Origin of the sequence: Phyllobacterium sophorae (genome assembly GCF_003010965.1) — a bacterium.
Classification (GTDB): Bacteria; Pseudomonadota; Alphaproteobacteria; order Rhizobiales; family Rhizobiaceae; genus Phyllobacterium; species Phyllobacterium sophorae.
The window spans coordinates 272,194-297,795 of the sequence record NZ_PGGM01000002.1; the positions used below are offsets into that span (position 1 = coordinate 272,194).

Sequence of the window (25,602 nt, forward strand, 5' to 3'; positions counted from 1 at the left end):
GAAGGGTCAGTTGACGCGCAGGATGATCTTGCCGAAGACATCCCGGCCTTCCATCCGCTTCAACGCCGTATCGATGTCGTCGAAGCCGACTTCCGTATCAATGACAGGATGGACCAGACCGCGCGCCATTTTCTGCATGGCGTCAGCCATGTTTTCCATGCGGCAACCGAACGAACCGAGCAGTTTCAACTGCTGCTGGAACAGCATCATCAGATTCATGCTGGTTGAGACGCCCGATGTCGAACCGCAGGTCACAAGACGTCCGCCGCGCCGCAATGACAGCATGGAGCCGGCCCAGGTGTCGGCGCCGACATGCTCAAAGACGACGTCCACGCCCTTTTTCTTGGTCAGCTTGCGGACGACACCCTCGAAGCGGTCTTCGCGGTAATTGATGACGTGATCGGCGCCGAGCGCCTTGGCTTTTTCGATCTTGTTGTCGGAGCCGACGGTGGTGATGACGGTGCAACCTATCTTCTTGGCAAGCTGGATGGCTGCTGAACCGATACCCGAGCCGCCGGCGTGAACGAGAATGGTTTCGCCTGGCTCGAGTTTGGCATTGTCGAATAGCATGTGCTCGACCGTACCGAATGTGACCGGAGCAACCGCCGCGCCGATCTCATCGACGCCGGGAGGTGCGGGAACAAGCAGCCGGGCTTTGAGGTTTACTTTTTCCTGAGCAAAGCCATCGAGATGAAAACCATGCACGCCAGAGACATGCTCGCAAAGGTTGTCGCGACCTTCACGGCAGGGTCGGCAGAGGCCGCAGGTCTGGGCGCCATAGATGGAAACCAGCTGACCCGGGAGCAGGCTGACGCCCTGGCCGATCGCATCGATGACGCCAGAGGCTTCCGCGCCGATCGTCAATGGCATCTTGCGCTTGGCGAATGCCATGCCGCGCCAACCCCAGACATCGATGTGATTGAGCGCGACGGCCTTGATGTTGACCGTGACTTCACCCGGACCGGGTGGGGGCGGAGGGGCAATGTCGACGATCTCGAGCTTGCGGTCTTCAATCAGCTGTAGTGCACGCATATCAATTTCCGTTTCCTATTCAGGCCACGGATTAGTTCGGTTCTGCCGTCATGACAAGACACGTATTTTGTCCACCGAAGCCGAACGAGCTGGAAAGGACCGAAGAGACACTTGCTTCACGCTTCACATTCGGCACGACGTCCATGACAATTGCCGGGTCCGGATTATCATAGTTGATCGTCGGAGGGATCGTACCCGTCTGAATGGTCAGCACCGAGAACACGGCTTCGATAGCGCCGGCTGCGGTCAGCGTATGGCCGATCATGGACTTGTTCGACGACACAGGAAGCGACGAGATGCGCTCGCCGAAAACGGTCGATAGCGCTAGATATTCCATCTTGTCGTTTTCCGGCGTCGAGGTGCCGTGAGCGTTGATATAATCGATCGCATCTTCCTTGATTCCGGCATCGTCCAGCGCGGCACGAACCGCGCCGATGGCCGGTGAGCCGTCGGGCTTCGAGCGGGTTCTGTGGAAGTCATCGGCCTTCTCGCCGCAACCGCGCATGATGCCGAGAATATTCGCCCCGCGCGCGATGGCCGATTCCAGGGATTCCAGCACCAGCGCGCCGGAGCCTTCGGCCATGACGAAACCGTCGCGATCCTTGGAGAATGGCTTGGCTGCCTTGTGAGCGGGCTCGTTTTGTGTGGAAAGCGCCGAGAGCAGGGAGAATCGGATCAGAGCTTCGGCCGAAACAGAACCATCCGTGCCGATCGACAGCACGCGATCACTCTCGCCGCGCCGGATTGCCTCGACGCCAAGCTGAATGGCAGTCGCTCCCGATGCACAGGCCGTAGAAAGTGTGACGGGCAGGCCACGTGTGCCGAAGGTGTCGGCCAGGCATTCGGCTATGTAGCCAAATTCAACGGTGTTGAACATATCGACCTGCGGGCCACGGCGGCATGCTGCAAGGAGCAGGTCGTAACCCGGTTCGCCTTCGGACTTAACCAGCGCATCGAGGGCAAAGCGGTTGCGCCATTCAAGTTCGACCGGCGGCGCTGCCAGGAACAGCGGTCCGCCAAAATCATCGACAGGGAAACCGGCCTGGGCGATTGCTTCTTCGGCTGCGAGCGAGGCCAGTTTCTGCGACAACGCAGATGCGCCCTTGCTGCTTTCCTCAAGGAAATCAACAGTGCCGGCGATTTGCGTACGCAGATTATCCAGCTCAAACCGCGTAATCGTATGAATGCCGGAAGTTCCGGACGTCAGTGCAGCCCAGTTCTCTTCCTTGCCTTGTCCGAGCGATGAAACGACGCCAAGACCGGTGATGGCGACGAGGGGGCGGCCAAGATGATCAGTATATTTGGACATGGGAATATCCTTCAAGCTTTGACCAGGCGGGCAACGCCTTCGCCACGGGTTCCGCCAATGGAGGTCGCCAGCGCTGTGTCGATGCTGGCCGGTCCCGCTTTTTCGTTCTCAGCATCGATTGGCGGGAAGGCGGAGCCCTTGAAAAGGCTCAGGGCTGCAAGCCCCACGACAAGTGAGAACTGCGCCTCGCGCAGATGGCCAAGTTTGCCCGCAACGCCGCGCACTACGGAACTCGAGAAGGTATCGAGCGCAGACTTTTCCGCCGCTGTTATGCCCTTCGCGCCGGATGCGCCTGAGATGATCAGATCGGCGGCTTTGTCGGCACTGGCGGCACCGACGAGTTTTGCGACAGTTTCAGTCAAGTCGTCCCGGCCACGGCGGATTTGTGTGCTGTACACACCCTCGATTGCAGCGTAGGCGCGTGCGCCACGCTTCTTCGCGTGATCCGCACTCTCCAGTACGAGAAACGCACCGCCAGAGCCGGTCACAATGCCACCGCCGGCAGTGGCTTCCCGTTGCCAGAGAGGCGCCCAGCCATCCGTTTTCAGCATGCCATTCAACTCGTAACCGAGCAGCATATCGGGATGTTCTGAATTGTAAGCTCCACCGACAAGTGCATGTGTGCTTTGGCCCGAGCGAATGCGCGCAACCGCGGTATCGATCGCCGAAATACCTGCACCTTCTTCGCCCATGAAGGTACGCGAAGAACCGGTCACCTTGTGAACGATGGAGATGTTGCCAGCGAGCAAATTCGAAAGCTGTGCCAGGAACAGCGTTGGACGCAATTCCGTTGACAGTTTTTCATTCAGCATGGTGCCGAGATCATTACGAACCCGCGCCTCGGCCAGAATCTGCTTGTCGACGGTGACATCGCGTTCACCTCCGCCTGCTGCCACCACCATATCCATCGTCGAGCAGAGCGCTTCGTCGTCCTTGATACCAGCGTCCTGGAGCGCGAGACCGGCGGTATAGGTGCCGATGCGCTGCCAGGTCTCCATCTGCCGCTGGTCGCCGCGCTTTGGAATCTGGTTGTTCCAGTCAACCTCACCCAGCGGGTGGACGGTATAGGGCCTGAACGTCTCACTGTCGGTGCGAGGCTCGGCTTGGCCGTTGAACGCTTCCCAATGGGCATCGGCGCCTTCGCCGAGCGATGAAATCAGTCCGATGCCAGTGATAACGACGGTGTTGTTCTGCATTGTCTCGCAACACCGTTGTAACGGTGCACCCGGTTAGGTGGATAGAAGGAGCCTTTCCGAAATCGTGATCGGAAATCAGGCGTTTTTTGCGGCGACGAGTTCGTCGATTTTGGCGCAAAGGTTCTTCAACACGAAGTACTCTTCGGTCGGGACCTTGCCGTCATTGACTTCCTGAGTCCACTGTTCGAGCGGGATCTTGATACCGAAGGCCTTGTCGATCGCAAAAACGATGTCGAGAAAATCAAGGCTATCGATGCCGAGATCGTCAATCGTATGGCTTTCCGGCGTGATGGACTCGCGGTCGATTTCACTGGTTTCGGCAATGATATCGGCGACCTTGTCGAATGTTTCGGACAATTGATTTTCCTTTGCTTACCGTGCCTTTTGCGAGGCACTGATGTCTGATGAGCCGGTATCTAGCGTTTTTCACGGCTTAGGGAAAGACCAAAGCTTGCATGCTGATTAGTCGAATATGATTCTTCCGGCGATATGAATTGTTTCACCTTCTTCGGCTGGACCGACCACGACAGCCTCAGTCGGGCGGGGGGTAATCCCCGTCAGCGACATTATATTGGCACGATCCGTCATCATTACCAGATTGCCGGAACTCTTGAACTTGATGATCACCGCGCGAATCTCGTCAATCTGGGATTGCTTCGCCGCGTCGTCATTAGCTATTGGATCAAGGGGTTTGAAGACCTCGGCAGGGACCGAACCAAAGGAAAGGCGGGCGGTTTCTCGTGCATTGCACGTCGAACTGGTGAGGATCTTGTCGATTCGCACGCCTCGCGCGGCAAATCGTGCCCCAAGTTTCTGGGCGAGTTGGCGTCCGCGATCCGACAGCGTTTGGGTTGCTGAACAATCGACCGAGTTATCCACCGTGGGGCTCAATGTTCCGGATGCGTCGGCACCCTGAATGAGGATCGTGTATCCACCCCGCGCCACGCGCGCCCAAGCGGCATCCGTCGCAACCGCATGCGGAATCGCTCCGAAGGCGCTCAGCGCGAACGTTGCTGCAACGAGTATAAAGGTCTGTAGCCGCTTCAACATTAGTCTCCTTATCAGCCGAAATGGTGATTTGGTGAAGAAAAATAAAGTGAAGGCTTTGGAACAGCTTGCGTGACAGTTCCTGCAGGCCTATTCCGGACGGCGATGGGTCTGATTCAAACAATCATCGTCGTCTTCGGTGTGATTGCCATCGCTTATGCTGCGGCGCATTTCAAGCTGTTGGATGAGCGGGTTGGCGATGGCCTGTCTGACTTTGTCTTCATGATCGCCGCGCCCTTGCTGCTTTTCAGGACCATGGTGACCGCCGATTTTCATGGAGCGGCGCCGTGGCAATTGTGGATTGCCTATTTCACCGGTGTGATTGTCGCATGGGCAGCGTCAGATCTGGCAATCAAACTTTTTTTTGGACGCGATAATCGCGCGGGCGTCGTCGCCGGTGTCTCAGGTGCGTTTTCCAATCTCGTCTTTCTCGGCATGCCTCTCATGCTTGGTGTTTTCGGCCAGGAAGGGTTTGCCATCCTGTCGCTGATTGTCGCCATCCACATGCCCATTATGATGGCCGCTTCCATCACCCTGCATGAAATCGCGATGCGCCGGGACGGCGTTTTCGAAGGTGAGGGGAACTTTGCTTCGGTTGTGCTGTCGTTCTTCAAAAGCCTGCTGCGTAATCCCTTCGTACTTGGCATCCTCGCGGGCTGGACCTGGCGTCTCACCGGATTGCCGATGCCAATCATAGCCGATTCACTTATCCAGACATTGGCAAGCGTTGCTGGACCTGTTGCGTTGTTCGCCATGGGGATGGGGCTGAGGAAATTTGGCATTTCCGGCCATGTTACCGCTTCGCTGGTCATGTCAGCGATCAAGCTCGTTGTCATGCCCGCCGTCGTCCTGGCCGCAGCATGGTTCATCGGCCTGCCGCCCTTTACCGCAAAAATTGCGGTGGCTTCGGCGGCGTTGCCAGCGGGTGTCAACTCTTATCTGATCGCGACGCGCTTCGGCACGGGGCAGGCGTTGGCTTCCAATTCCATGGTCATGGCAACGGCCCTGTCGGCAATCACGATGGCTTTCTGGATTTCGGTCGTTACGCATATATTTGGCTAGCCGAAGCCTGTTGCAGCTTTTGCCAAAAAGGAGCAGGGTAACGCCATCGCCTTGACCAAGGCGCACATTGCCGCGCGCAGTGCAGGGTTATCCTTCACGGAACTCACCGAACAACAATAACCCTTCGAACACAGGGAGAAACATGATGTTGCAGAAATCCAGCCAGTTCATGAAGCAGGCGAATCTCATCAATGGTGAGTGGGTGGCCGCCGATTCGGGCAAGACGATCGACGTCATCAACCCTGCGACCGGTTTGAAAATCGGTACTGTACCCAATTCGGGCAAGGCGGAGACACAACGTGCAATCAGTGCCGCTGCTGAAGCGTTCAAGACGTGGCGCAAGACATCGGTGCTTGAGCGTTCGAAACTGATGCGCAAGCTGCACGATGCCATTCTCGACAATCAGGAAGCGCTCGCCGAACTCCTTACATTGGAACAGGGCAAGTCGCTGGCGGAGTCGAGGGGTGAGGTCGGCATGTCAGCTGCCTATATTCTCTGGTATGCGGAAGAGGCGCGCCGGACCTATGGCGATGTCGTCCCATCGCCCTGGGCGGATCGCCGCATCCTCGTTACCAAGGAGCCGGTTGGTGTTATCGGTGCCATTACGCCATGGAATTTCCCGTCATCCATGCTGGCCCGCAAGATTGGTCCGGCGCTTGCGGCCGGCTGCACAGCGGTGGTCAAACCCGCAACCCAAACGCCCTATTCAGGTTTGGTCTGGGGCGCGCTCTGCGAAGAAGTCGGTATCCCGAAAGGCGTCGTCAATATTCTGACCGGCTCCGCTTCCGAAATCGGTGGCGAGATCACCAGCAATCCGCTGGTGCGCAAGATTACCTTCACGGGGTCAACCGAGATCGGCAAAATCCTGATCAAGCAGGCAGCCGATACGGTGAAGAAAGTATCCATGGAGCTTGGCGGCAATGCGCCGTTCATCGTATTCGATGATGCAGATGTGGATCGTGCGGTCGATGGTGCGGTCATGGCAAAATTCCGCAACTCCGGTCAGACGTGCGTTTGCACCAACAGGTTTCTTGTCCAGTCCGGGATCTACGACACATTCGTGGAAAAGTTTGCGGCTGCAACGCAAAAGCTGAAGGTCGGTGATGGCCTGGAAGCAGGAACCCAGCAGGGCCCCCTGATCGACGAAAAGGCCGTCGAGAAGGTCGAGGAGTTCATTGCCGATGCACAACAAAAGGGCGGCAAGGTGATCACGGGTGGCAAGCGTCACGCGCTGGGCGGCAGTTTCTTTGAGCCGACCGTGATCGGTGATGCGAAGCCGGACATGCTGTTCACCAAGGAAGAAATCTTTGGCCCGGTCGCTCCTGTCTACAAGTTCGGGACAGAACAGGAAGCGATCGATCTGGCCAACGACACCCAGTTCGGCCTTGCCAGCTATTTCTACACCCAGGATCTCGGCCGGGTATTCCGGGTTTCCGAGGGCCTGAAATATGGCATGGTCGGCGTCAACGAAGGCATGATCACAACTGTGGAAGCGCCCTTCGGCGGCGTGAAGGAATCCGGCCTCGGCAAGGAAGGCGGGCACCAGGGCATCGAAGATTACCTCGATACCAAATATGTTTGCGTTGGCGGTCTGGGGCTCTAAAATAAATGAACACAGAAATCTTCGGCCACACGTCTGATGGCGAGGCAGTCCACCGCATTACGATTTCCGGCGGCGGGCTGACCGCCAAAGTCCTTACCTGGGGCGCCGTTATTCAGGACCTGCGGCTCAAAGGTCACGAGCACCCACTGGTTCTCGGCTATCGGGAATTTGCCGATTATCCGGTCCATTCGCCCTATCTGGGGGCGACGGTCGGCCGCTCCATCAACCGTATTCGCAATGGTGAACTGACGATCGATGGCAAGACCTATGCGCTTGAGCGAAATTTTCGCGATCTGCACAATATCCATGGCGGCAGCGAGGGCGCGGGCAATCGTAACTGGGAGGTTGTAGCAGTTGGTCCGGATTATGTGACGCTAACTATCCAGTTGGGTGACGGCGAGATGGGCTTTCCAGGCAATCTGAGCATCACCTGTACTTACATGCTGGAATCGAAGGGAATGCTGGCCATTCGCATGGATGCCGTTACGGACAAGCCGACGATCTGCAACCTAGCTCATCACAGCTACTTCAATCTCGACGATGGCGGTGCAACCGGCGCGCTTGACCATCAGGTCCGGATCGACGCGCAGGCCTACCTTCCGGTCGATGCCGACCTCATTCCGGATGGACGGGTTTTGCCGGTCGCCGGAACAACTCATGATTTTCGGGAGTACCGGACGATCCGCCGTGAGGAAAACGGCCAGCAGATTGTCTATGACAACAATTTCTGCCTTGCCAGTCAGCGCCAGCCGCTGCGTCTCGTTGCCTCCGCCAAGGGTCCCCAATCAGGTATCGAGTTGAATGTGCTGACTACGGAACCCGGTGTCCAATTCTATGCCGGGAATACGCTTGGTGGACGCCCGCCAATCGGTTTGACCGGCAATACTTATGGGAATTATGCCGGTTTTTGCTTTGAAGCGCAGATATGGCCCGATTCCACGCATTTTCCCTATTTCCCTCAGGCAATCTTGCGGCCTGACGAAACCTACAGCCAGATGACAAAATACAGCTTCAAGAAGGCCTAGGCCTCGAACGCCTTGCGTGCCGCGTCCATGGGGGCGAGCGCTCCATGGAACTCCACGATGCGCGCAGCAACTCTGTGCGCGTGGGCCGCTGCTGTCACGGGATCCAGATTGGCGAGGCGGGCGGCGATGTAGCCGCCATTGAAACTATCTCCCGCGCCCGTTGTATCCACTGCCTTGGCGCGCGAGGCCGGAACCTCCTGGCGTATGTCGCCGGCAACGACCAATGCCGGTTCGGTGCCGTCTTTTACGACAATCTCGCGCACGCCGTAGGAAGCGATACGATTGGCGGTGTCTGCCGGGGTCGCATCGCCAAAGAGCGCATTCTCATCCGGGAACGTCGGCAGGGCAATGTCGGCAACGTGAAAGGCATTGCTCAAGACCTGCTTGGCTGTCTCGGTGTTTTCCCACAGGCGTGGACGATAATTGGCATCAAAGACGATACGCGAGCCCTGGCGGCGTGCGTTGCTAACCGCATTCAGGACGTTCTGACGGCTTTTCGGGCTCAAAATGCCCATGGTAATACCGGAAAAATAAATGATCTCGCGGCCATCGAGACTTTTCGCCAATGCTTCCGGATCATCGGCAAGGTGACGGGCGGCGGCATCGTTGCGCCAATAGGTGAAGGAACGCTCCACCCCCGTCAGTGTGATGGCATAAAGACCGGGGCGCGCGCCCGGGATAATCGGGCTGTTGGCCGTGTTGATGCCATTGTCGCGCAGGAATGTACGCTGTTTCACCGAAAAGGGATCGTCGCCAAAGGCGGTCACGTAATCGACTGCGAATTGCGGCGCGGTGAGGGCGCGGACATACCAGGTGGTGTTCAGTGTATCGCCGGCAAAACCCATGCGCCACTGCTCGCCATTGGCGCCGGACAATTCGATCATGCACTCGCCAATCGCCGCAAATCCGCTCATGAAATCCTCCACAACTCCGGTCGGCTGCGACTGATATACGAGTGTGCCGCCGCTGTCATTTCCTAAAACCAAGGGCTGTCATATTCAATTCGTCATGCCATGTTAGTCGGCGAATGCGTTTTCAAGGTGAACGGAGGTGGTGATGTCGCGGATCACGACGATTGAACAGCTCGAAGCCATATATAGCGGCATTGCCGACGCATCGACCGCCAAGGTGACGGATCGAATCACTGCGGAATACCGGCTGTTGATCGAGGGCTCGCCTTTCGTGGCTCTGGCAACCGGCGGTCCTGAAGGGCTCGACTGTTCACCGCGCGGCGACCTTGCCGGCTTCGTGCGGATACACAACGAACAGACGCTTATGCTGCCGGATCGCCGCGGCAACAATCGAATTGATTCGCTGCGCAATATCATCCGCGATCCGCGCATTGCCCTGCTCTTCCTCATTCCCGGACTCACCACGACATTCCGGGTGAATGGCAGGGCATTTATCGATACCGACCAAGCACTGCTCGAAAGCTTCATCATTGATGGCAAGGCGCCGCGTTCGGTTATCGTCGTTGACGTTGAGGAAGCCTATTTCCAGTGCGCGCGTGCGCTCATCCGCTCCGACTTGTGGAATCCGGCGAAGCACCGCTCGCCCAAGGAATTTCCAACGCCCGGGCAGATTTTGGCTGCACTCAGCGAAGATCGTGTGGGTGGCGAGACCTATGATCGCGAATGGCCCGAGCGCGCCGCGAAAACCATGTGGTGAATTGGCCGGTTCATCTATTGTCGATGGCAATTTCCATCCGGTCGGCGGCAAAGCGGGTCTTGGCATATTCGACGGGATAACCTTCCATGTCGACGTTGATGGCGGTGGCGACAAGAACGATCGCGCCGGGCGAGAGCCGCAGATGCCGCAGATCCTCCGCATCCGCGTGGCGGGCGGCAATGATCGTCGACTTGCGCAAATAATCGTCTATTCCTGCAGCTTTAAGTGCAAATGTTATCGATCCGGATGAACGGTAATCTTCGACGATATTCGGAACGCGCGCTGCATCAAACCATGCCGTGGCGCAGGACACCGGACTGCCATCTGCCGTATGCATCGTGTCTATTCTGATGACCTGTCCCGCTCCCATATTCAACGCTTCAGCGACTTCAGGTGTCGCGTCTTCTACACGGTGCGCAAGCAGAATGCCTTTGGTTTCGCGCACTTGCGTCGCCAGAATTTGCGAGAAGCGGGTCCGCTCGCCAATGCGGTAGATCAGTTTCTTGCTGTTGGCAACGAAGGTGCCGCGCCCCTGTTCGGCCCGCAGGACACCTTCCTTGGTCAGGGCGGCTATGGCGCTGCGAATCGTGTGGCGATTGACGTCGAAACGAGTAGCCAATTCAACTTCCGGTGGCATTCGCGCCCCGCTGGTCATTTTCCCCGCCGTGATGTCGCCCCTGATCTGATCGGCGATCTGGCGCCAGATGGCCACGCCACTGTTGCGGGTGATGAATCGTTCTGAAGGCACGCTCTGTCATGCTCCTGTCATTGACGGGATCTATAGCTAGGTTTATTGTCTAGTTGTATAGATGAATAGACAAATAGCAGTGAGGTGTCAATGAGCAACGAACATTCTGGGGCCACCCCAGCCGCTGGCGAAACTGATTTCGGGCGCAAAGCCGCCATGGCTTTGCTGGCGCAGGCGACCGTGCAGGAGCTGACGCAGTTCTGGGGGCAGTGGGCTGACAAGCCGCGGGTTGAAACGCTGCGCGGGCCGGAAACCGGACTTGTGATGGTGCGCGGACGGATCGGCGGCGGCGGCGCTCCCTTCAATCTGGGCGAAGCGACTGTGACACGCGCGACCGTACGGCTCGGCAGCGGCGCAGTTGGCCATGCCTATGCGCTCGGACGGCAGGGCGAGAAGGTGCGCCTTGCGGCTGTCTTTGACGCGATTTGGCAGGAACCGGTTCATCGCAGGGCTGTTGAGGATGCGATCCTTACTCCCATTGCGCAACGCCTTGATGACAATCTCGAACACAGACGAGCCGAAACGGCAGCGACGAAGGTCGATTTTTTCACAATGGTGCGGGGGGACGACTGATGCGTGCAACGACACAGGTTTTTGAGGGCGGCTTCAGGGATACGGTGCGCAATTCGCAGGAAATTTTCCGGGCGCTCATGGACGCTATGGCCAACCCTGGTCGCGTCATGCCCGTGCGCGATCTTGTCAACGCCCCCGCGCCACTCGCGCCGGTTGCCGCATCGATTGCAGCGACACTGTTCGACCATGACGCAACCGTTTGGTCCGACAAGGCAATCGCCGGTTCAGAAGCTGCAATTGGTTGGCTGAAGTTTCACACGGGGCTTGAATTGACAACGAATCCATCCGACGCGCAGTTTGCCCTCATTAGCGACGCCGAAACCATGCCTTCGTTCGAAGCATTCGCCAAAGGAACCTCGGAATACCCGGATCGCTCGACGACCCTTATCTTGCAGATCGACGGTTTCGATGGTGCCGGGGAACTAAGGCTCGAGGGTCCCGGGATCAAGGACATCCAGACCTTTGCGCCAAGTCAGTTGCCGAAAATGTTCATCGATCAATGGGCCGCCAATCGCGGTGCCTTTCCGCGCGGTATTGATCTGATCTTTGCTGGCAAGGGCGCGCTCGCCGCTTTGCCGCGCACGACACGCATTTCGAAAAGGGAGGCTTGAGCCATGTATGTTGCCGTCAAGGGCGGTGAAGCCGCCATTCGCAATGCGCACAAACTGCTGGCTGACCGCCGCCGTGGTGATCGCTCCGTGCCTGCGATCGGGCTTGAGCAAATCGTCGAGCAGCTGGCGCTGGCGGTAGACCGCGTGATGGCGGAAGGTTCGCTGTACGACACGGAACTCGCGGCGCTGGCGGTAAAGCAGGCGCGGGGAGACATGATCGAGGCGATCTTTCTCGTCCGGGCCTATCGCACGACGCTGCCGCGTTTTGGCTATACCAAACCTGTCGAGACTTCGCTGATGGCGATCGAACGCCGCATCTCGGCAACGTTCAAGGACCTGCCAGGCGGCCAGTTACTGGGACCGACATTTGACTATACCCATCGCCTGTTGGATCCGGAGCTGGCAGGGGATGTCGCGGTAGAAGTCCCTGAACGCCGGGTTGAATCGCATGAACAGACACCGCGCGTCACCGACATTCTTGGTCATGACGGCATGATCGAATCTGACGGCGATATGCCAGAGGGGGCCGATACCGGCGATCTCACGCGTGAACCTTTGTCGTTTCCGCTGGAGCGCGACTTGCGACTACAGGCGCTGGCGCGCGGCGATGAAGGTTTTCTTCTCGGGCTCGCCTATTCGACGCAACGCGGCTATGCGCGCAGCCACCCCTTTGCCGGCGAAATCCGCATTGGCGAAGTCGAAGTCGAGCTTGAGGTTGCTGAACTCGATTTTCCGCTGACGCTTGGCCGCATTCGGGTGACCGAGTGCCAGATGGTCAATCAGTTCAAGGGTTCATCGAGCGAGCCCCCGCAATTTACGCGCGGCTATGGCCTTGTCTTTGGGCAGAGCGAGCGGAAATCGATGTCGATGGCGTTGTGCGATCGGGCTTTGCGGGCGCGGGAACTAGGCGAAGACATTACTGCTGCAGCACAGGACGAGGAATTCGTCATTTCCCATAGCGACAATGTGCAGTCGACCGGTTTCGTCGAACATCTGAAACTGCCGCATTACGTCGATTTCCAGGCGGAACTCGACCTGATTCGCCGCATGCGCTCCGAGCATGAGCGCCGCCACACCGAAAACAATGGTACTCAAGAGGCAGCAGAATGACAGAGCTTGCGACGTACAATTTCGCCTATCTTGACGAACAGACGAAGCGGATGATCCGCCGTGCAATTCTCAAGGCCATAGCCATTCCGGGTTATCAGGTGCCTTTCGCCTCTCGCGAAATGCCGATGCCCTATGGCTGGGGGACAGGCGGCGTCCAGGTGACTGCCGCAGTCATTGGCCCTGACGACACGCTGAAGGTGATCGATCAAGGCGCCGACGACACCACCAATGCCGTATCGATCCGGGCCTTTTTCCAGAAGACCGCCAACGTTCGCGTAACCACGAAAACGACGGAAGCGACGATCATCCAGACGCGCCATCGCATTCCAGAGGCTGCGCTGCAAGCGGGGCAAACGCTTGTGTATCAGGTGCCAATTCCGGAGCCGCTGCGTTTCCTCGAGCCGCGCGAAACCGAAACGCGAAAGATGCACGCGCTTGAAGAGTATGGGCTGATGCACGTGAAGCTCTACGAAGACATCGCCCGGCATGGTCATATCGCCACCACCTACGCCTATCCTGTGAAGGTCGAAGGCCGGTATGTGATGGATCCTTCGCCCACCCCAAAGTTCGATAATCCGAAGATGCACAATTCACCGGCGCTGCAATTGTTCGGGGCAGGGCGCGAAAAGCGTATCTATGCCATTCCGCCTTATACGGAGGTGGTTAGCCTCGACTTCGAAGATCATCCATTCGAGATCCAGACATTTTCGCAGCCCTGCGCGCTGTGCGGCGCCAAGGGAAGCTATCTCGACGAGGTCATCCTCGACGACAAGGGCGGCAGCATGTTCGTCTGTTCCGATACGGATTTTTGTGAAGACCGGCAGGCAGAAGGCCAGCTTTCGGCCAACCCAGCGGAGGCAGCAGAATGAGCGAGACACCACTCCTTAAAGTCAGTTCGCTTTCGAAATTCTACGGGAGCCGGATCGGCTGCCAGAACGTCACATTCGAGTTATGGCCGGGTGAGGTCCTTGCTGTCGTGGGCGAATCCGGTTCGGGCAAGACGACGCTGCTTAATTGCCTGGCGACGCGGCTTGCGCCATCTGCCGGGTCGGTGGAATACCGGATGCGTGACGGTCAATTCCGCGACCTCTACCGCATGAGCGAGGCCGAACGGCGTTTCCTGATGCGCACCGATTGGGGGTTTGTCCACCAGAATCCTGCCGATGGATTGCGGATGACTGTCTCTGCCGGCGCCAATGTTGGCGAACGGTTGATGGCAGTCGGCGACCGGCACTATGGCAAGATCCGCGCCACCGCGACCGATTGGCTGGGCCGGGTGGAGATTGCCGAGGACCGTATCGACGATCAGCCGCGCGCTTTCTCCGGCGGCATGCGCCAGCGCCTGCAAATTGCCCGCAACCTTGTGACCAGCCCACGTCTTGTCTTCATGGACGAGCCAACCGGAGGTCTCGATGTATCGGTGCAGGCAAGGCTGCTCGATCTTCTGCGCGGCCTCGTCAATGATCTCGGTCTCGCAGCAATCGTCGTTACGCATGATCTTGCGGTGGCACGTCTTCTCTCGCACCGCATAATGGTGATGAAGGATGGCCATATCGTCGAAACAGGTCTCACCGACCGCGTGCTGGACGACCCGCAGGCGCCTTACACCCAGCTTCTCGTCTCTTCCATTTTGCAGGTCTAGAAGCAATTCCAGGAAAATGTGCAGCGGTTTTCTGTCCGGAATTGCGATAAAACAAAAAGGTAAAATCATGCCGACACCTCTCGTTGTTTCCGATGTCGCCAAGAGCTTCACCATGCATCTGCGTGACGGCATTCGACTGCCCGTCGTGGCAAACGTCTCCTTCTCCATCAAGGCCGGTGAATGCGCGGTGCTTGGTGGTCCATCCGGGGCTGGCAAGAGCTCGATCCTGAAAATGATCTACGGCAATTATGCCGTGGATGCCGGCCAGATCATTGTGCCGTACCGCGATCGGCTGATTGATGTCGCAGCTGCCGATCCGCGCACCATGCTCGGCATTCGACGCGACATGATCGGGTACGTCAGCCAGTTCTTGCGCACCGTGCCGCGTGTTGCGGCATTGGACGTGGTGGCCGAACCGCTGATCGCGCGCGGTGTGGATCGCACCGGGGCCCGCGACAAGGCAGCGTCATTGCTTGCCGGGCTCAACCTGCCGGAACGTTTGTGGTCGCTACCGCCGGCCACATTTTCCGGTGGTGAGCAGCAGCGCGTCAATATTGCACGCGGCTTCATTACCGACCATCCGATCCTGCTGCTCGATGAGCCGACAGCATCTCTCGACGCCAAGAACCGCGATGTCGTTGTCTCGATGATACAGCAGAAGAAGGCTTCCGGCGTTGCCATGCTCGGGATCTTCCACGACGAGGACGTGCGTGAGGCTGTTGCCGATCGCATTATCGATGTTACGGCGTTTTCAGTATCAAACGAGGCTGCAGCATGACCAGGCTTTCAGAAACGCCGTTCATTCACGCGACCGCGTCTGTTCATGATTGCCAACTCGGTCGATACACGGAAATCTCCGAGCGCTGCCGCATCAGCGAAGCCATCCTTGGCGACTACTCCTACATCATGCAGGACGGTGCTGTCTGGTGCGCAACCATAGGCAAATTCGCGAACATCGCCGCGAGCGTTCGCATCAACGCGCCCAATCATCCGACATGGCGGCCGACACTGCATCATTTCACCTACCGATCCAGTGACTATTGGGAAGATGCCGGCGTCGACGAGGCATTTTTCGAATGGCGCCGGACGAACTTCGTCACCATTGGCCACGACGTCTGGATCGGCCATGGCGCAACCATTTTGCCGGGTGTCACCGTTGGCAACGGGGCTGTGATCGGGGCGGGGGCGGTCGTCTCCAAGGATGTCGTGCCCTACACCATTGTCGGCGGGGTTCCCGCCCGCAAAATCCGCGATCGCTTTGATGGGAAAACGGCTGAACGCCTGCAGATCCTGGCATGGTGGGACTGGGATCACGCAAAATTGCGCATGGCTCTCGATGACTTCCGCACGTTGGATATCGAGGCTTTTCTAGAGAAACATTCAGCCTGATCAAAGCTTTACACAGTTGTCACGCAACTGAAATCAAACTGCCATCGCAGCTTCACACAATCGCTTTACGACAGTTCAAGGCCAAAGGGATGAACTGATGCTGAAGATTGAAAATGTGACGAGGCGTTTTGGCAAGTTCACTGCCATCGACGATGTCAATTTGGAAATCCCGCAAGGTCAGATGGTTGGTATTATCGGCCGTTCAGGCGCGGGCAAATCGACCCTGCTGCGCATGATCAACCGGCTGGTCGATCCCTCCGAAGGGTCAATCTTCTTTGAGGGAACCAATGTTGCGCAATTGAGAGGTTCGCAGTTGCGAAATTGGCAGCGTGACTGTGCGATGATCTTCCAGCAATTCAACCTTGTGCCGCGCCTTGATGTTCTCACCAATGTGCTGCTTGGCCGTCTCAATCACCGGTCGACCATCAAGAGCCTTTTCGGCATGTTCTCTCGCGAGGAACGCGCCATGGCGATCGCTGCTCTCGAGCGGCTGGATATCGCCAAGACCGCCTTGCAACGGGCCGGAACGCTCTCCGGAGGGCAGCAGCAACGCGTGGCCATCGCACGCGCCCTCATGCAAAACCCCAAGATCATTCTTGCCGACGAACCCATCGCCTCGCTCGATCCACGCAATGCCCAGGTTGTGATGGAGGCGCTGCGTGACATCAATGAGAAGGAAGGTCTGACAGTTGTCACCAACCTGCACACGCTCGATACGGCGCGGCATTTCTGTCAGCGGATCATCGGCATGCAGGGTGGCAAAGTTGTCTTCGACGGAACGCCGGACGACCTGACAGAACTTGCTGCGCGCCGCATCTATGGCGCCGACGGTATCAAGGACGCGTTTTCAGAAGCCATTACATCGACAAGCATCAGCCGCGGCGCACCAAAGCCGATACCGGAGCTGGAGGCCATTCTGGCCGCGCGTTGAGCGCAACGAGATCGTCTCGCCCACGTACGGGCTCATATGAAAATAGATCGCAAACCCATTTTTGGACGTTTGACAGGAGAGAACCATGTTGCTCAAGAAAGCCCTACTGAGTGCAATCGCAATCGGCGCAATGCTCGCTGGTTCGATGGCCCGCGCTGAAAACCTCGAAACATTCCGCGTTGGCATTATCGGTGGCGAAAATGAGGCCGATCGCCTGCGCAATTATCAGTGCATTGTCGATCAGCTGCCGAAGGTCCTCGGCGTCAAGGAAGTGAAGCTTTTCCCGGCGACCGATTATGACGGCGTTATCCAAGGTCTGCTAGGCGGTACACTCGATTATGCAGAACTTGGCGCGTCCGGTTTTGCAAAAATCTACCTGACCAACCCAAAGGCGGTCGAGCCAATCCTGACGACGGTTCAGACCGATGGTGCGACCGGGTATTATTCGATCATGGTTGCCCGCAAGGACAGCGGCATCAAGTCTCTCGCTGACATGAAGGGCAAAAAGCTTGGTTTTGCTGATCCGGATTCCACGTCCGGCTATCTTATCCCTGTGACTTCACTCCCGAAGGACATCAAGACTTCAGTCAAGGATTACTTCAGCGAAACGGGTTTCGGTGGCGGTCACGAGAACCTCGTGCTGGCCGTCAAGGACGGCAAGTTCGATGCCGGCACCACCTTTGGTTCGGGTGTTGGTAAATTTGACGAAGGCTATACATCAGGCAACCTGCGCAAAATGGTCGACAAAGGTGTCATCGACATGAAGGACTTTGTCGAACTATGGAAATCGCCGCTCATTCCGAACGGTCCGATCGTTGTTCGCACATCGCTCGACAGCAACCTGAAGTCCAAATTCAAAGACTACATGATGAACTTGCCGAAGTCCGATCCCGCCTGCTTTGCAGCGACAATGGGCGGTGACTTCAAAGGTTATACGGAAGTGAACACCGAATTCTATCAGCCGATCATTGACGCCCGCAAGGCTCAGATCGGCGGATAATTTCACAAAAACCGCCCACGGCCAGTTCCCCCGGGATCTGGCCGTGATTTTTTTGTGCCCTGGAAGGATAGATCAATGAGCCGAGCCATTTCCGCCGAGCTTTCCGCTGACGGCATCCAGATCGAACGGCACTGGCAGGAGCTCGCCGCCCGCCGCCGCGCTTATTCCTGGCTCATCTCGATATGCCTGCTGGTTGCAGTGGCTGGCTCCCTCTGGTTCGCCAATGAGTCAAATGCCGGCAAATTCTTCGACCGGCTGCCACATTTTTTCGATTTTGCGGGCGATCTCATTCCGCGTGACGGCTGGGAAGTCTGGCGTGCCATGTTCGATCTGCCATCGCCCTATTTCGACGGAAGTATGAAATATGATTATCCGGAGGGGCGGGTCTATCTGTTTGGCGGATTCTACTTTCCGGAATATTTCTATAAAATGCTGGAAACGCTCAATATTGCGATCCTTTCCACGCTCGTTGGCTTTATTTTCGGCTTCCTGCTCTGCTTTCTCGCCGCCAAGAATCTGGTGAAGAGCAAGCTGATCCGTTTCGCGGCGCGCCGCTACATGGAAATCCTGCGTGCATTCCCCGAAATCGTCATCGCCGGCTTCTTTGCGGCGATATTGTCACTGGGCCCGATCCCCGCAATGTTCGCCGTCGGCATCCACACGATTGGAGCGCTGGGCAAGCTGTTCTTCGAAGTCGTCGAGAATGCAGATATGAAAGCGGATGAAGGTCTGCGGGCCGTTGGAGCAAACTGGTTCGAACGGGTCGGCTTCGGCATTGTCCCGCAGGTCATGCCGAACTTCATGTCCTACGCACTGCTCCGTCTGGAAATCAATGTCCGCGCCTCGACCATTATCGGTGCTGTCGGTGGTGGCGGAATTGGCGAGGAGTTGCGGCTGTCGATCGGCCGGGGCCATCAGGCAAAGACGCTCGCCATCGTGCTGCTGTTGCTGGTGACGATCATCGCCGTCGATCAATTTTCCGCCTGGTTGCGCCGCCGTCTTGTCGGCAATCAGGCCTTCGCTTTTGGTGGGAAGCAATCATGAATGCACTCTCGTCCGCCGCCATCACCGATTTTGAAACGCGCCACCCTGCTGTCTTCAACCCACCCGTGTGGAAGCGCTTTATGCCGCTTCTGATCGGTGCTGGCATTGTACTTTATGTCGTTTATTGCTGGTGGTTCTTTTCCATAGGAGCCGTGCTTTCCAGCGGCCAATGGCAGCGCGCCGAACTCTATGCACGCGACTGGGTTTCCTACGCAGTCAGAACGACCGTACGCATGTCGCCCACAGCAACAACAGTCACATATCCGCGGTTTTCCGAGCTCGGCGACAATCCAAAACCGGATTGGGTGGTTCAAAACGGCAACAATGTCGCCATATCGTTCGGCGCGGGCAAATCGCTTGATATCAATGACAGCCGCGTGATCGCCACACGCAATGGCGAAAGCCTGACGGTTCTGATCGCAGCCGACGGTGCCAAGCCTCAAGGGGCGCTGCCTGAATGGGCGACGCTGAAAGAGGATCAGGTGACCGTCACTTTCGGTTTCGCCGGTCAGGCGGACATCATTCCGGAACGCGTTGTGGTGAGCCGGCGGTTTCCCGGATGGGCGAATTTTGTGTTCGATACCAATTCGCCATTCTGGAACAAGTCATTCGGCGAAGTGGCATCGATGATCACAAGCGGCGAACGCATCAAGCCGGAAATGTCCAATGCTGCCCTCGCATTCGACAATATCTGGTACAATTCGTCATGGCAGCACGGCGACGTCTGGACGAAGCTGATGCAAACCATCGTCATGGCCTTCATGGGAACGCTGCTTGCGTCACTGGTTTCGTTTCCGTTAGCATTTATTGCCGCCCGCAACATCATGCCGAATTTCTTCGCCAACCAGATCACCAAGCGCTTCTTCGATTTCTTGCGATCGGTCGATATGCTGATCTGGGCGCTGTTCTTCACCCGTGCCTTTGGTCCTGGGCCGCTCGCCGGTATCTCGGCCATCTTCTTCACAGATACAGGCACCTTGGGCAAAGTCTATTCCGAGACCTTGGAAAATATCGACGACAAGCAGCGCGAGGGTGTGAAATCAGTCGGTGCCTCGCCATTGAATGTGCAGCGTTACGGTGTCGTGCCTCAGGTACTGCCGGTCTTTGCCAGCCAGGCGCTGTATTTCTGGGAGTCCAATACGCGGTCCGCGACCATCATCGGTGCAGTGGGGGCAGGCGGCATTGGTCTCAAGCTCTGGGAGGCTATGCGTACAAACACCAACTGGCACAATGTCGCCTATATGGTGGTGCTCATTCTTGCGGTGATCTTCATTTTTGACAACATATCCAACGCGCTGCGCTCACGCTTGATGGGAAGGCAGCAGCATTGAGGCAGGTTGTGTTCAAAGGCTTGTCATAATCGGAGCGTAACGCGAGAGTGTTCCGGAGGAATCAATATGCGCTATGCAATCTACTTCACGCCGCCATCCAGCGATCCGCTGCTCAAAGTAGCGGCGAATTGGCTCGGCCGAAATGCCTTTACCGGTCAACCGGTGAGAACACCGCAGATTCGTGACCTTGCGCATGAAGATTTTGCCCAGCTAACGGAATCGCCGCGGCGCTATGGATTTCATGCGACGCTAAAAGCGCCATTTCACCTCGCGGACGGCATCGAGGAACGAGAACTCTTGTCCGCACTGATGCATTTTTCCTCTTCAATCGATCCGGTTGAGATTCCGAAACTGCGGATCGCCTGTCTCGACGGGTTCTTCGCGCTCATTCCTGCAGAGCCGCTTGATCGTCTCGATCAATTGGCCAATGATGTCGTTGTCGCATTCGACCGTTTTCGCGCACCGCCAAGCGAGCAGGAGATCAAACGTCGCGAGCCTGACAAAATGAGTGTTGCACAGCGCCGAAATCTCGAACTGTGGGGCTATCCTTATGTATTCGAAGATTTTCGCTTCCACATGACACTCACTGGACCGGTGCCTGAACGGGATCGGCCGAAAATTGAACGTATCTTGAGTGAGTTCCTTGAGCCAGTTCTTGAAGAACCGGTCGAAATCAACAATCTCGCTCTGTTCACTGAAGCCGAAGCCGGGTTCCCTTTTGAAATACACTCGCTGCACCCGCTTGCGGGAACCAACCGAAGAAAGACTGCATAAATGTCTGCCGAACTGATCTTGAACAATGCAAAAATCGTTCTCGAAGATGAAGTCATCGCAGGATCGGTTGTGATCCGTGACGGCAAAATTGCCGGCATATCAGAAGGCAACGTTGAAGGCGGAGAGGATTTTGAGGGCGATTATCTGATTCCCGGTCTGATCGAACTGCATACCGATCACCTTGAAGGCCATTATTTGCCGCGCCCGCGGGTACGATGGAATCCGATTGCCGCCGTTCTCGCACATGATGGGCAGATCGCGACGTCGGGCATCACGACCGTTCTCGATGCCCTGCGGGTAGGGTTGGACGAGGACGCGGACATCACAGCTGCAGAAACCCGCAAACTGGCCGACGCGATTGAAAACAGCGTCAAAGAGGGCCGTCTGCGTGCGGATCATTATTTCCACCTGCGTTGTGAAGTTTCAGTGCCTGATTGCCTGGAGGGCTTCGCCCATTTTGATAATGACAGCCGGGTTCGGCTGGCATCGCTGATGGATCACGCGCCTGGTCAGCGCCAGTTCGTCAATCTGGAAACTTATACCTACTACTATCAGCGCAAGCTGAAACTCTCCGATCAGGAATTCAATGCATTCTGTGAAAAACGCATAGCGGAATCGGCCAGGAATTCCGGCCCGCAACGAAAGGCGATTTCCGATTTGTGCCGCGAGCGGGGCATTGTGCTGGCCAGTCATGACGATGCGACTGCTGCCCATGTCGATGAAGCGGTCGAGCAAGGCATTCATGTGGCGGAGTTTCCAACGACGCTGGAAGCCGCCGCCGCCTCAAAACAGGCAGGCCTGTCAGTGCTGATGGGCGCACCAAACGTGGTGCGCGGCGGCTCACATTCGGGAAATGTCTCGGCACGTGAACTGGCCGAGCATGGCTATCTCGACATTCTTTCATCTGACTATATTCCGTTCAGCCTCATCCAGTCGACGTTCTTCCTCAGCGAGGCGGTCGATGGCATTACCTTGCCGGACGCTGTGCGTCTGGTGACAAAGAATCCAGCACAGGCTGTCGGGTTCGACGATCGCGGCGTCATTGAGGTCGGCAAGCGCGCTGATCTGGTGCGGGTGCGTGTCGATGAACATATTCCTGTGGTTCGTACCGTGTGGCGCGAAGGCCGACGGGTTGTATGATGGCGGCTGCGATGATCGAACGTGCCCTCAATGAGGCGTCTGCGCCGCTTCGCAATGGTGCCTTTGTCGCCGTGGTCGGGCCGAGTGGTGCCGGCAAGGATACCATCATCGATTTCGCCCGGGCGGTGCTTGGCGGCGAGCCGGGCTATCATTTCGTGCGGCGGGTCGTGACACGTCCGTCCTCCGCCGATACGGAAGTTCATGACACGTTGAGTGAGGAGCAGTTCCTGGCGGCAAAAAGGGCAGGGGAGTTTAGCCACTCCTGGGAGGCCCACGGTTTGTACTATGGCCTGCCACGATCTGTCGACGACGAGATTGAACGTGGTGCAGTCGCTGTTGCCAATGTCTCGCGCGGGGTCCTGCCTGCACTTCGCGAGGCCTATTCCAATTTTCTGGTCGTCCATATCACGGCTTCGCATGAGGTTCTGGCGAAACGGCTGTCCTCCCGCGGACGCGAAGATGCTGAGGAAATCCGCCGGCGTTTGACGCGGGCCGCTCCAAATCCATGCGATCCTTCCGGCGCGGTCATGATCGATAATTCCGGGGCTGTCAGCGATTCCGGTAATGAGTTTGTTGCGGTATTGAAAAGGACCGCCGCGTTTGTGGCCGTTTCCGAATAGATGTAGTGTTTAAGCAAACAGCCGGTAAGTACTGAAAGAAATGGGAAAAAATCCGGAAGCGACGCTTCCGGATTTTCATAAGAGCAAGACGGTCAGAAATCGCGCTGGAAACGGATGATACCGCCCAGTGCGTCGTCGTTGCCGCGATCTCCGTCAAACCTGGTGTAGTCCACTTCTGGCGTTACCGTAAAGCCGGGAACAAGCACGTAAGCGACGTTCAAAGCCGCAGCGACTGTGCCTTCAGACTCATAGGCGAGCTGAGCATTGACGGTTGCCTTGTCGGTCACTTTGGCGGCCAAGCCACCCCATGCAGCCCAGTCTCCGTGCCAAGGCGCTAGGAAATTGCGGTTTGTGCGTGTGTCGTCATAATTGGACTGATAGCCGCCCATGACCCAGGCTGTCACCGCGTCGGTGATTTTCACGTCCAGTCGAGCCTTGCCGGCAAATTCTTCGACGTTGGAATCGTACCCTGCAATGGCGGAGATTGTGCCCCAACCCTGTTCATACTTCACCCCGGCTAGAACATGAGGCATGTAGTCCTCGATGACGTAGTCGGCATAACCGTCGTTGATCGAGCCCTGTTCGGCGGCAATGATTGCAGAGAAACCATTACCGCCAGCAAAGGTATAGCTGATCTGGTTCGTTTCCCAACTGTTGTAGTTGATCACATCGTCCTGGATGATATCGCCAGCGTAACCGTTCCACGAGCCGAAAATTTCATCAGCAATACCGACACGGAAGCCGCCGAGCTCGATGAATGCCTGGGGAATGCTCGCGCCTTCGTTCAAACCATCTTCGAAGTCGAAGCGCGTTTGGATGTAGGAGCGCAACGTACCAAGTTCGGTTTCCGACCGGGCATCGAAGCGGACCTCTGCGCGCGTGTGCTTGACCCAGGTACCTAACTCGCCACCGTTGTAGACGTCATCGCCGCCTTGCGCGTCATAGCGTACATAGCCGCTGACCTTGAGGCAGGTTTCTGTACCCGGGATATAGAAGAAGCCGGCGCCATAGGCGTCGCATACGCGGACATATTCAACTGGTTCCGGTTCGGCCACGACGACCGCATCCGCGGCGCGCGCACCAGAAACTGCGATCAGGGCAGCAGTGGAACCCAGGAGAAGGCTCTTGATATTCATTTCAGATCTCCGATCAGGAAAGATTTTCATACAAGCTCATGTCCCCGGAACGGATGCTTAGTCCTGTTTTTTGAATGGCGCAAAACCGATCTATTATCGAACCGCGGGTTCGGAAATCGGTGTTGCGATTTTAACACGTGACTAACAAACAGTGAGATTCGGAACCTGGTTGTCAGCATCAGGGAAATCAATTGTGCTAATCATTGGCGGCACACCTTCCGGGCATCACCGGCGGTCGCAACCTGTCTGTAAAGGTGATAACTAACGAATTCATGCAAACGAAAATCTATCGGGGAATGCTGAAATGAGATTAGCCTGCTACGTCCTGGTTGCCGCCGCTCTCGTCTTTTCAACGTCATGCACGACGCCCAATGTCGACACCAATCTGGCGACCAACTCCCTCAGAAACTCGGTATATGACGAGTGTGGATGGGCACCCGACGCCTCTACCCTCTCCGGCTTGATTCCCGCCATTTCACAGGGGCGGGACGGATTTCAAAGAACCACCAGAGCAGTCTGCGCTGCGGCAAAGGGCGCGCCGGCTTCCCCAGGGGAGTTCGTAACTGTCGAGGTCGAGGGAAAACAGGTTCGCGGAAGGTTTCTCCAGCCGGGAGAGAAACTCACTTAAGGCCCGTAGGTCGTGTTGAGATGAACTCTCGCCGAGGTCAATGTCGATGACATGAGCCTGCTCGTATTCATCACCGTCAGGAGCAGGCTGCGTCCAAATCGTGCCGCCTGCCCCTTTCAATATTAGCTTCGTTAATGCCTCGTCTCCGTTCCCTCAGACCCGATAGCGGTTAGAAGGTTGGGAGTTGCACAATCGAAATTCCATAGAAAATATAGGCACCGATAGCCGTAGTGATTGCGATAACGATCAGCATTGCCCCATCTGTTAATTCGAACATTTCGCCCTCCTTATTATTATTTTTCACAAGTCTAGCAAATTGCGTCGCCCTTGGCTGCACATCAACCTGAGCTAACCAGGTAGAGTTAATTGGCTGATGGCCAATGGCATCGATGTCTCACGATCCCGTGAGCAGTGAAACACGGCGTGGGCACCCCGCTGAGTTTCATGTTATGAGTTGCCGATCACGATGACATCCCACTCAAGCCAGCACGGAATGTGCCAGCCAGATGCGGAGTTCAAGCATGGTTACTTTCAAGCTCAACGGACAGGAACGGAGTTTTGACGGGGATCCCGAGACCCCGCTGCTCTGGGTCTTGCGCGATTTCGAGAAACTCACTGGCACGAAATATGGTTGCGGTATCGCCCAATGCGGTGCGTGTACCGTCCATATGGACGGTACGACACGCCGAAGCTGCATCACGCCGGTCTCAACGGTCGATGGGTCGGAAATTGTCACCATCGAGGGTGTCACCGGCAAGGAGGCTGACGCAGTCAGGAAGGCGTGGGTCGCGATTGACGTCCCGCAATGCGGCTATTGCCAATCAGGGCAGATCATGTCGGCTGTTTCCCTTCTCCAAATGACCCCGAAACCCACTGACGCGGATATTGATGGAGCAATGGCAGGAAATATCTGCCGCTGCGCCACCTATCACCGCATCCGGCAGGCGATTCATGACGCCGCCGATATCCTGGAGGGTTAAGCG

General features: G+C 57.0%; 28 protein-coding genes. 20 read left to right on the top strand and 8 right to left on the bottom strand.

All coding sequences use genetic code 11. From position 1 onward, the window contains the following. Positions 1-6: 6 nt before the first annotated feature. The 5 genes from CU103_RS05215 to CU103_RS05235 all read right to left on the bottom strand — a co-directional run bounded on the left by CU103_RS05215 (position 7) and on the right by CU103_RS05235 (position 4,587). Positions 7-1,032, bottom strand: a complete 1,026-nt coding sequence (locus CU103_RS05215; protein WP_106662878.1) for a zinc-binding dehydrogenase — start codon at positions 1,030-1,032, stop codon at positions 7-9. A 31-nt stretch (positions 1,033-1,063) separates the two neighbouring features. After that, entirely contained in the window at positions 1,064-2,341 is a 1,278-nt protein-coding gene (locus CU103_RS05220) for a beta-ketoacyl-ACP synthase (protein ID WP_106662879.1), read from the bottom strand. Positions 2,342-2,352: 11 nt separating this feature from the next. Then, positions 2,353-3,537 carry a beta-ketoacyl-ACP synthase gene (locus CU103_RS05225; protein ID WP_106662880.1) on the bottom strand — a complete coding sequence of 395 codons (1,185 nt, stop codon included), beginning with the start codon at positions 3,535-3,537 and terminating at the stop codon, positions 2,353-2,355. Positions 3,538-3,612: 75 nt separating this feature from the next. Beyond that, positions 3,613-3,894 carry an acyl carrier protein gene (locus tag CU103_RS05230; protein WP_106662881.1) on the bottom strand — a complete coding sequence of 94 codons (282 nt, stop codon included), beginning with the start codon at positions 3,892-3,894 and terminating at the stop codon, positions 3,613-3,615. A 105-nt stretch (positions 3,895-3,999) separates the two neighbouring features. Continuing rightward, positions 4,000-4,587 carry a histidine phosphatase family protein gene (locus tag CU103_RS05235; protein WP_106662882.1) on the bottom strand — a complete coding sequence of 196 codons (588 nt, stop codon included), beginning with the start codon at positions 4,585-4,587 and terminating at the stop codon, positions 4,000-4,002. Positions 4,588-4,689: 102 nt separating this feature from the next. Between CU103_RS05235 and CU103_RS05240 the strand changes: the two genes are divergently transcribed. From CU103_RS05240 to CU103_RS05250, 3 genes are all read left to right on the top strand, one after another. Continuing rightward, the gene (locus CU103_RS05240; RefSeq protein ID WP_106662883.1) at positions 4,690-5,646 is read left to right on the top strand and encodes an AEC family transporter; all 957 of its coding nucleotides are present in this window, start codon (positions 4,690-4,692) and stop codon (positions 5,644-5,646) included. Between the two features lie 145 nt (positions 5,647-5,791). Next, entirely contained in the window at positions 5,792-7,249 is a 1,458-nt protein-coding gene (locus tag CU103_RS05245; RefSeq protein WP_106662884.1) for an NAD-dependent succinate-semialdehyde dehydrogenase, read from the top strand. Between the two features lie 5 nt (positions 7,250-7,254). Then, on the top strand, positions 7,255-8,274 hold the full coding sequence (locus CU103_RS05250) for an aldose epimerase family protein (RefSeq protein ID WP_106662885.1): 1,020 nt from the start codon (positions 7,255-7,257) through the stop codon (positions 8,272-8,274). On the opposite strand, the gene CU103_RS05255 is transcribed toward CU103_RS05250, so the two are convergent. Further along, the gene (locus CU103_RS05255; RefSeq protein ID WP_106662886.1) at positions 8,271-9,188 is read right to left on the bottom strand and encodes a sugar kinase; all 918 of its coding nucleotides are present in this window, start codon (positions 9,186-9,188) and stop codon (positions 8,271-8,273) included. The genes CU103_RS05250 and CU103_RS05255 overlap by 4 nt on opposite strands. Positions 9,189-9,330: 142 nt before the next feature. Here CU103_RS05255 and CU103_RS05260 point away from each other — a divergent pair, with 142 nt between their 5' ends. After that, a complete protein-coding gene (locus CU103_RS05260; RefSeq protein WP_106662887.1) occupies positions 9,331-9,942 on the top strand; it encodes a pyridoxamine 5'-phosphate oxidase family protein in 612 nt (203 codons plus the stop codon). A gap of 10 nt (positions 9,943-9,952) precedes the next feature. On the opposite strand, the gene phnF is transcribed toward CU103_RS05260, so the two are convergent. Continuing rightward, positions 9,953-10,690 (bottom strand): phosphonate metabolism transcriptional regulator PhnF, encoded by a 738-nt coding sequence (gene phnF / locus CU103_RS05265; RefSeq protein ID WP_106662888.1) that lies wholly within the window; start codon positions 10,688-10,690, stop codon positions 9,953-9,955. Between the two features lie 90 nt (positions 10,691-10,780). On the opposite strand from phnF, the gene phnG reads away from it, so the two are divergent. The 14 genes from phnG to phnN all read left to right on the top strand — a co-directional run bounded on the left by phnG (position 10,781) and on the right by phnN (position 22,855). Beyond that, positions 10,781-11,263: a phosphonate C-P lyase system protein PhnG gene (gene phnG / locus CU103_RS05270; RefSeq protein ID WP_106662889.1), complete on the top strand. Its 483-nt coding sequence runs from the start codon at positions 10,781-10,783 to the stop codon at positions 11,261-11,263. Next, complete coding sequence (gene phnH / locus CU103_RS05275) at positions 11,263-11,874, top strand: phosphonate C-P lyase system protein PhnH (RefSeq protein ID WP_106662890.1); 612 nt, start codon at positions 11,263-11,265, stop codon at positions 11,872-11,874. Before phnG ends, phnH begins: the two co-directional genes overlap by 1 nt. Positions 11,875-11,877: 3 nt before the next feature. Next, entirely contained in the window at positions 11,878-12,984 is a 1,107-nt protein-coding gene (locus tag CU103_RS05280; protein WP_106662891.1) for a carbon-phosphorus lyase complex subunit, read from the top strand. Next, positions 12,981-13,853, top strand: coding sequence for an alpha-D-ribose 1-methylphosphonate 5-phosphate C-P-lyase PhnJ (locus CU103_RS05285; protein WP_106662892.1), 873 nt, complete (start codon positions 12,981-12,983; stop codon positions 13,851-13,853). The genes CU103_RS05280 and CU103_RS05285 overlap by 4 nt, the downstream gene beginning before the upstream one ends. Next, positions 13,850-14,626 carry a phosphonate C-P lyase system protein PhnK gene (gene phnK / locus CU103_RS05290; RefSeq protein ID WP_106662893.1) on the top strand — a complete coding sequence of 259 codons (777 nt, stop codon included), beginning with the start codon at positions 13,850-13,852 and terminating at the stop codon, positions 14,624-14,626. The genes CU103_RS05285 and phnK overlap by 4 nt, the downstream gene beginning before the upstream one ends. A 67-nt stretch (positions 14,627-14,693) precedes the next feature. Then, positions 14,694-15,404, top strand: a complete 711-nt coding sequence (phnL, locus tag CU103_RS05295; protein WP_106663304.1) for a phosphonate C-P lyase system protein PhnL — start codon at positions 14,694-14,696, stop codon at positions 15,402-15,404. Beyond that, positions 15,401-16,015, top strand: coding sequence for a DapH/DapD/GlmU-related protein (locus tag CU103_RS05300; RefSeq protein WP_106662894.1), 615 nt, complete (start codon positions 15,401-15,403; stop codon positions 16,013-16,015). The genes phnL and CU103_RS05300 overlap by 4 nt, the downstream gene beginning before the upstream one ends. A 97-nt stretch (positions 16,016-16,112) precedes the next feature. Beyond that, positions 16,113-16,946: a phosphonate ABC transporter ATP-binding protein gene (phnC, locus tag CU103_RS05305; RefSeq protein WP_106662895.1), complete on the top strand. Its 834-nt coding sequence runs from the start codon at positions 16,113-16,115 to the stop codon at positions 16,944-16,946. Between the two features lie 88 nt (positions 16,947-17,034). Further along, on the top strand, positions 17,035-17,946 hold the full coding sequence (gene phnD, locus CU103_RS05310; RefSeq protein WP_106663305.1) for a phosphonate ABC transporter substrate-binding protein: 912 nt from the start codon (positions 17,035-17,037) through the stop codon (positions 17,944-17,946). 75 nt (positions 17,947-18,021) lie between these two features. Then, the gene (phnE, locus tag CU103_RS05315) at positions 18,022-18,990 is read left to right on the top strand and encodes a phosphonate ABC transporter, permease protein PhnE (RefSeq protein ID WP_106662896.1); all 969 of its coding nucleotides are present in this window, start codon (positions 18,022-18,024) and stop codon (positions 18,988-18,990) included. Next, positions 18,987-20,321 (top strand): phosphonate ABC transporter, permease protein PhnE, encoded by a 1,335-nt coding sequence (gene phnE, locus CU103_RS05320; RefSeq protein WP_106662897.1) that lies wholly within the window; start codon positions 18,987-18,989, stop codon positions 20,319-20,321. Before phnE (CU103_RS05315) ends, phnE (CU103_RS05320) begins: the two co-directional genes overlap by 4 nt. A gap of 66 nt (positions 20,322-20,387) precedes the next feature. After that, the gene (locus tag CU103_RS05325; protein ID WP_106662898.1) at positions 20,388-21,095 is read left to right on the top strand and encodes a DUF1045 domain-containing protein; all 708 of its coding nucleotides are present in this window, start codon (positions 20,388-20,390) and stop codon (positions 21,093-21,095) included. Next, positions 21,096-22,235 carry an alpha-D-ribose 1-methylphosphonate 5-triphosphate diphosphatase gene (locus CU103_RS05330; RefSeq protein ID WP_106662899.1) on the top strand — a complete coding sequence of 380 codons (1,140 nt, stop codon included), beginning with the start codon at positions 21,096-21,098 and terminating at the stop codon, positions 22,233-22,235. An 11-nt stretch (positions 22,236-22,246) separates the two neighbouring features. Continuing rightward, on the top strand, positions 22,247-22,855 hold the full coding sequence (phnN, locus tag CU103_RS05335; RefSeq protein ID WP_245448617.1) for a phosphonate metabolism protein/1,5-bisphosphokinase (PRPP-forming) PhnN: 609 nt from the start codon (positions 22,247-22,249) through the stop codon (positions 22,853-22,855). 92 nt (positions 22,856-22,947) lie between these two features. On the opposite strand, the gene CU103_RS05340 is transcribed toward phnN, so the two are convergent. Beyond that, a complete protein-coding gene (locus CU103_RS05340) occupies positions 22,948-23,991 on the bottom strand; it encodes a porin (RefSeq protein ID WP_106662901.1) in 1,044 nt (347 codons plus the stop codon). Between the two features lie 304 nt (positions 23,992-24,295). Between CU103_RS05340 and CU103_RS05345 the strand changes: the two genes are divergently transcribed. After that, positions 24,296-24,619, top strand: coding sequence for a hypothetical protein (locus CU103_RS05345; protein WP_106662902.1), 324 nt, complete (start codon positions 24,296-24,298; stop codon positions 24,617-24,619). 521 nt (positions 24,620-25,140) lie between these two features. Then, positions 25,141-25,599 carry a (2Fe-2S)-binding protein gene (locus CU103_RS05350; RefSeq protein ID WP_106662903.1) on the top strand — a complete coding sequence of 153 codons (459 nt, stop codon included), beginning with the start codon at positions 25,141-25,143 and terminating at the stop codon, positions 25,597-25,599. Positions 25,600-25,602 lie beyond the last annotated feature (3 nt).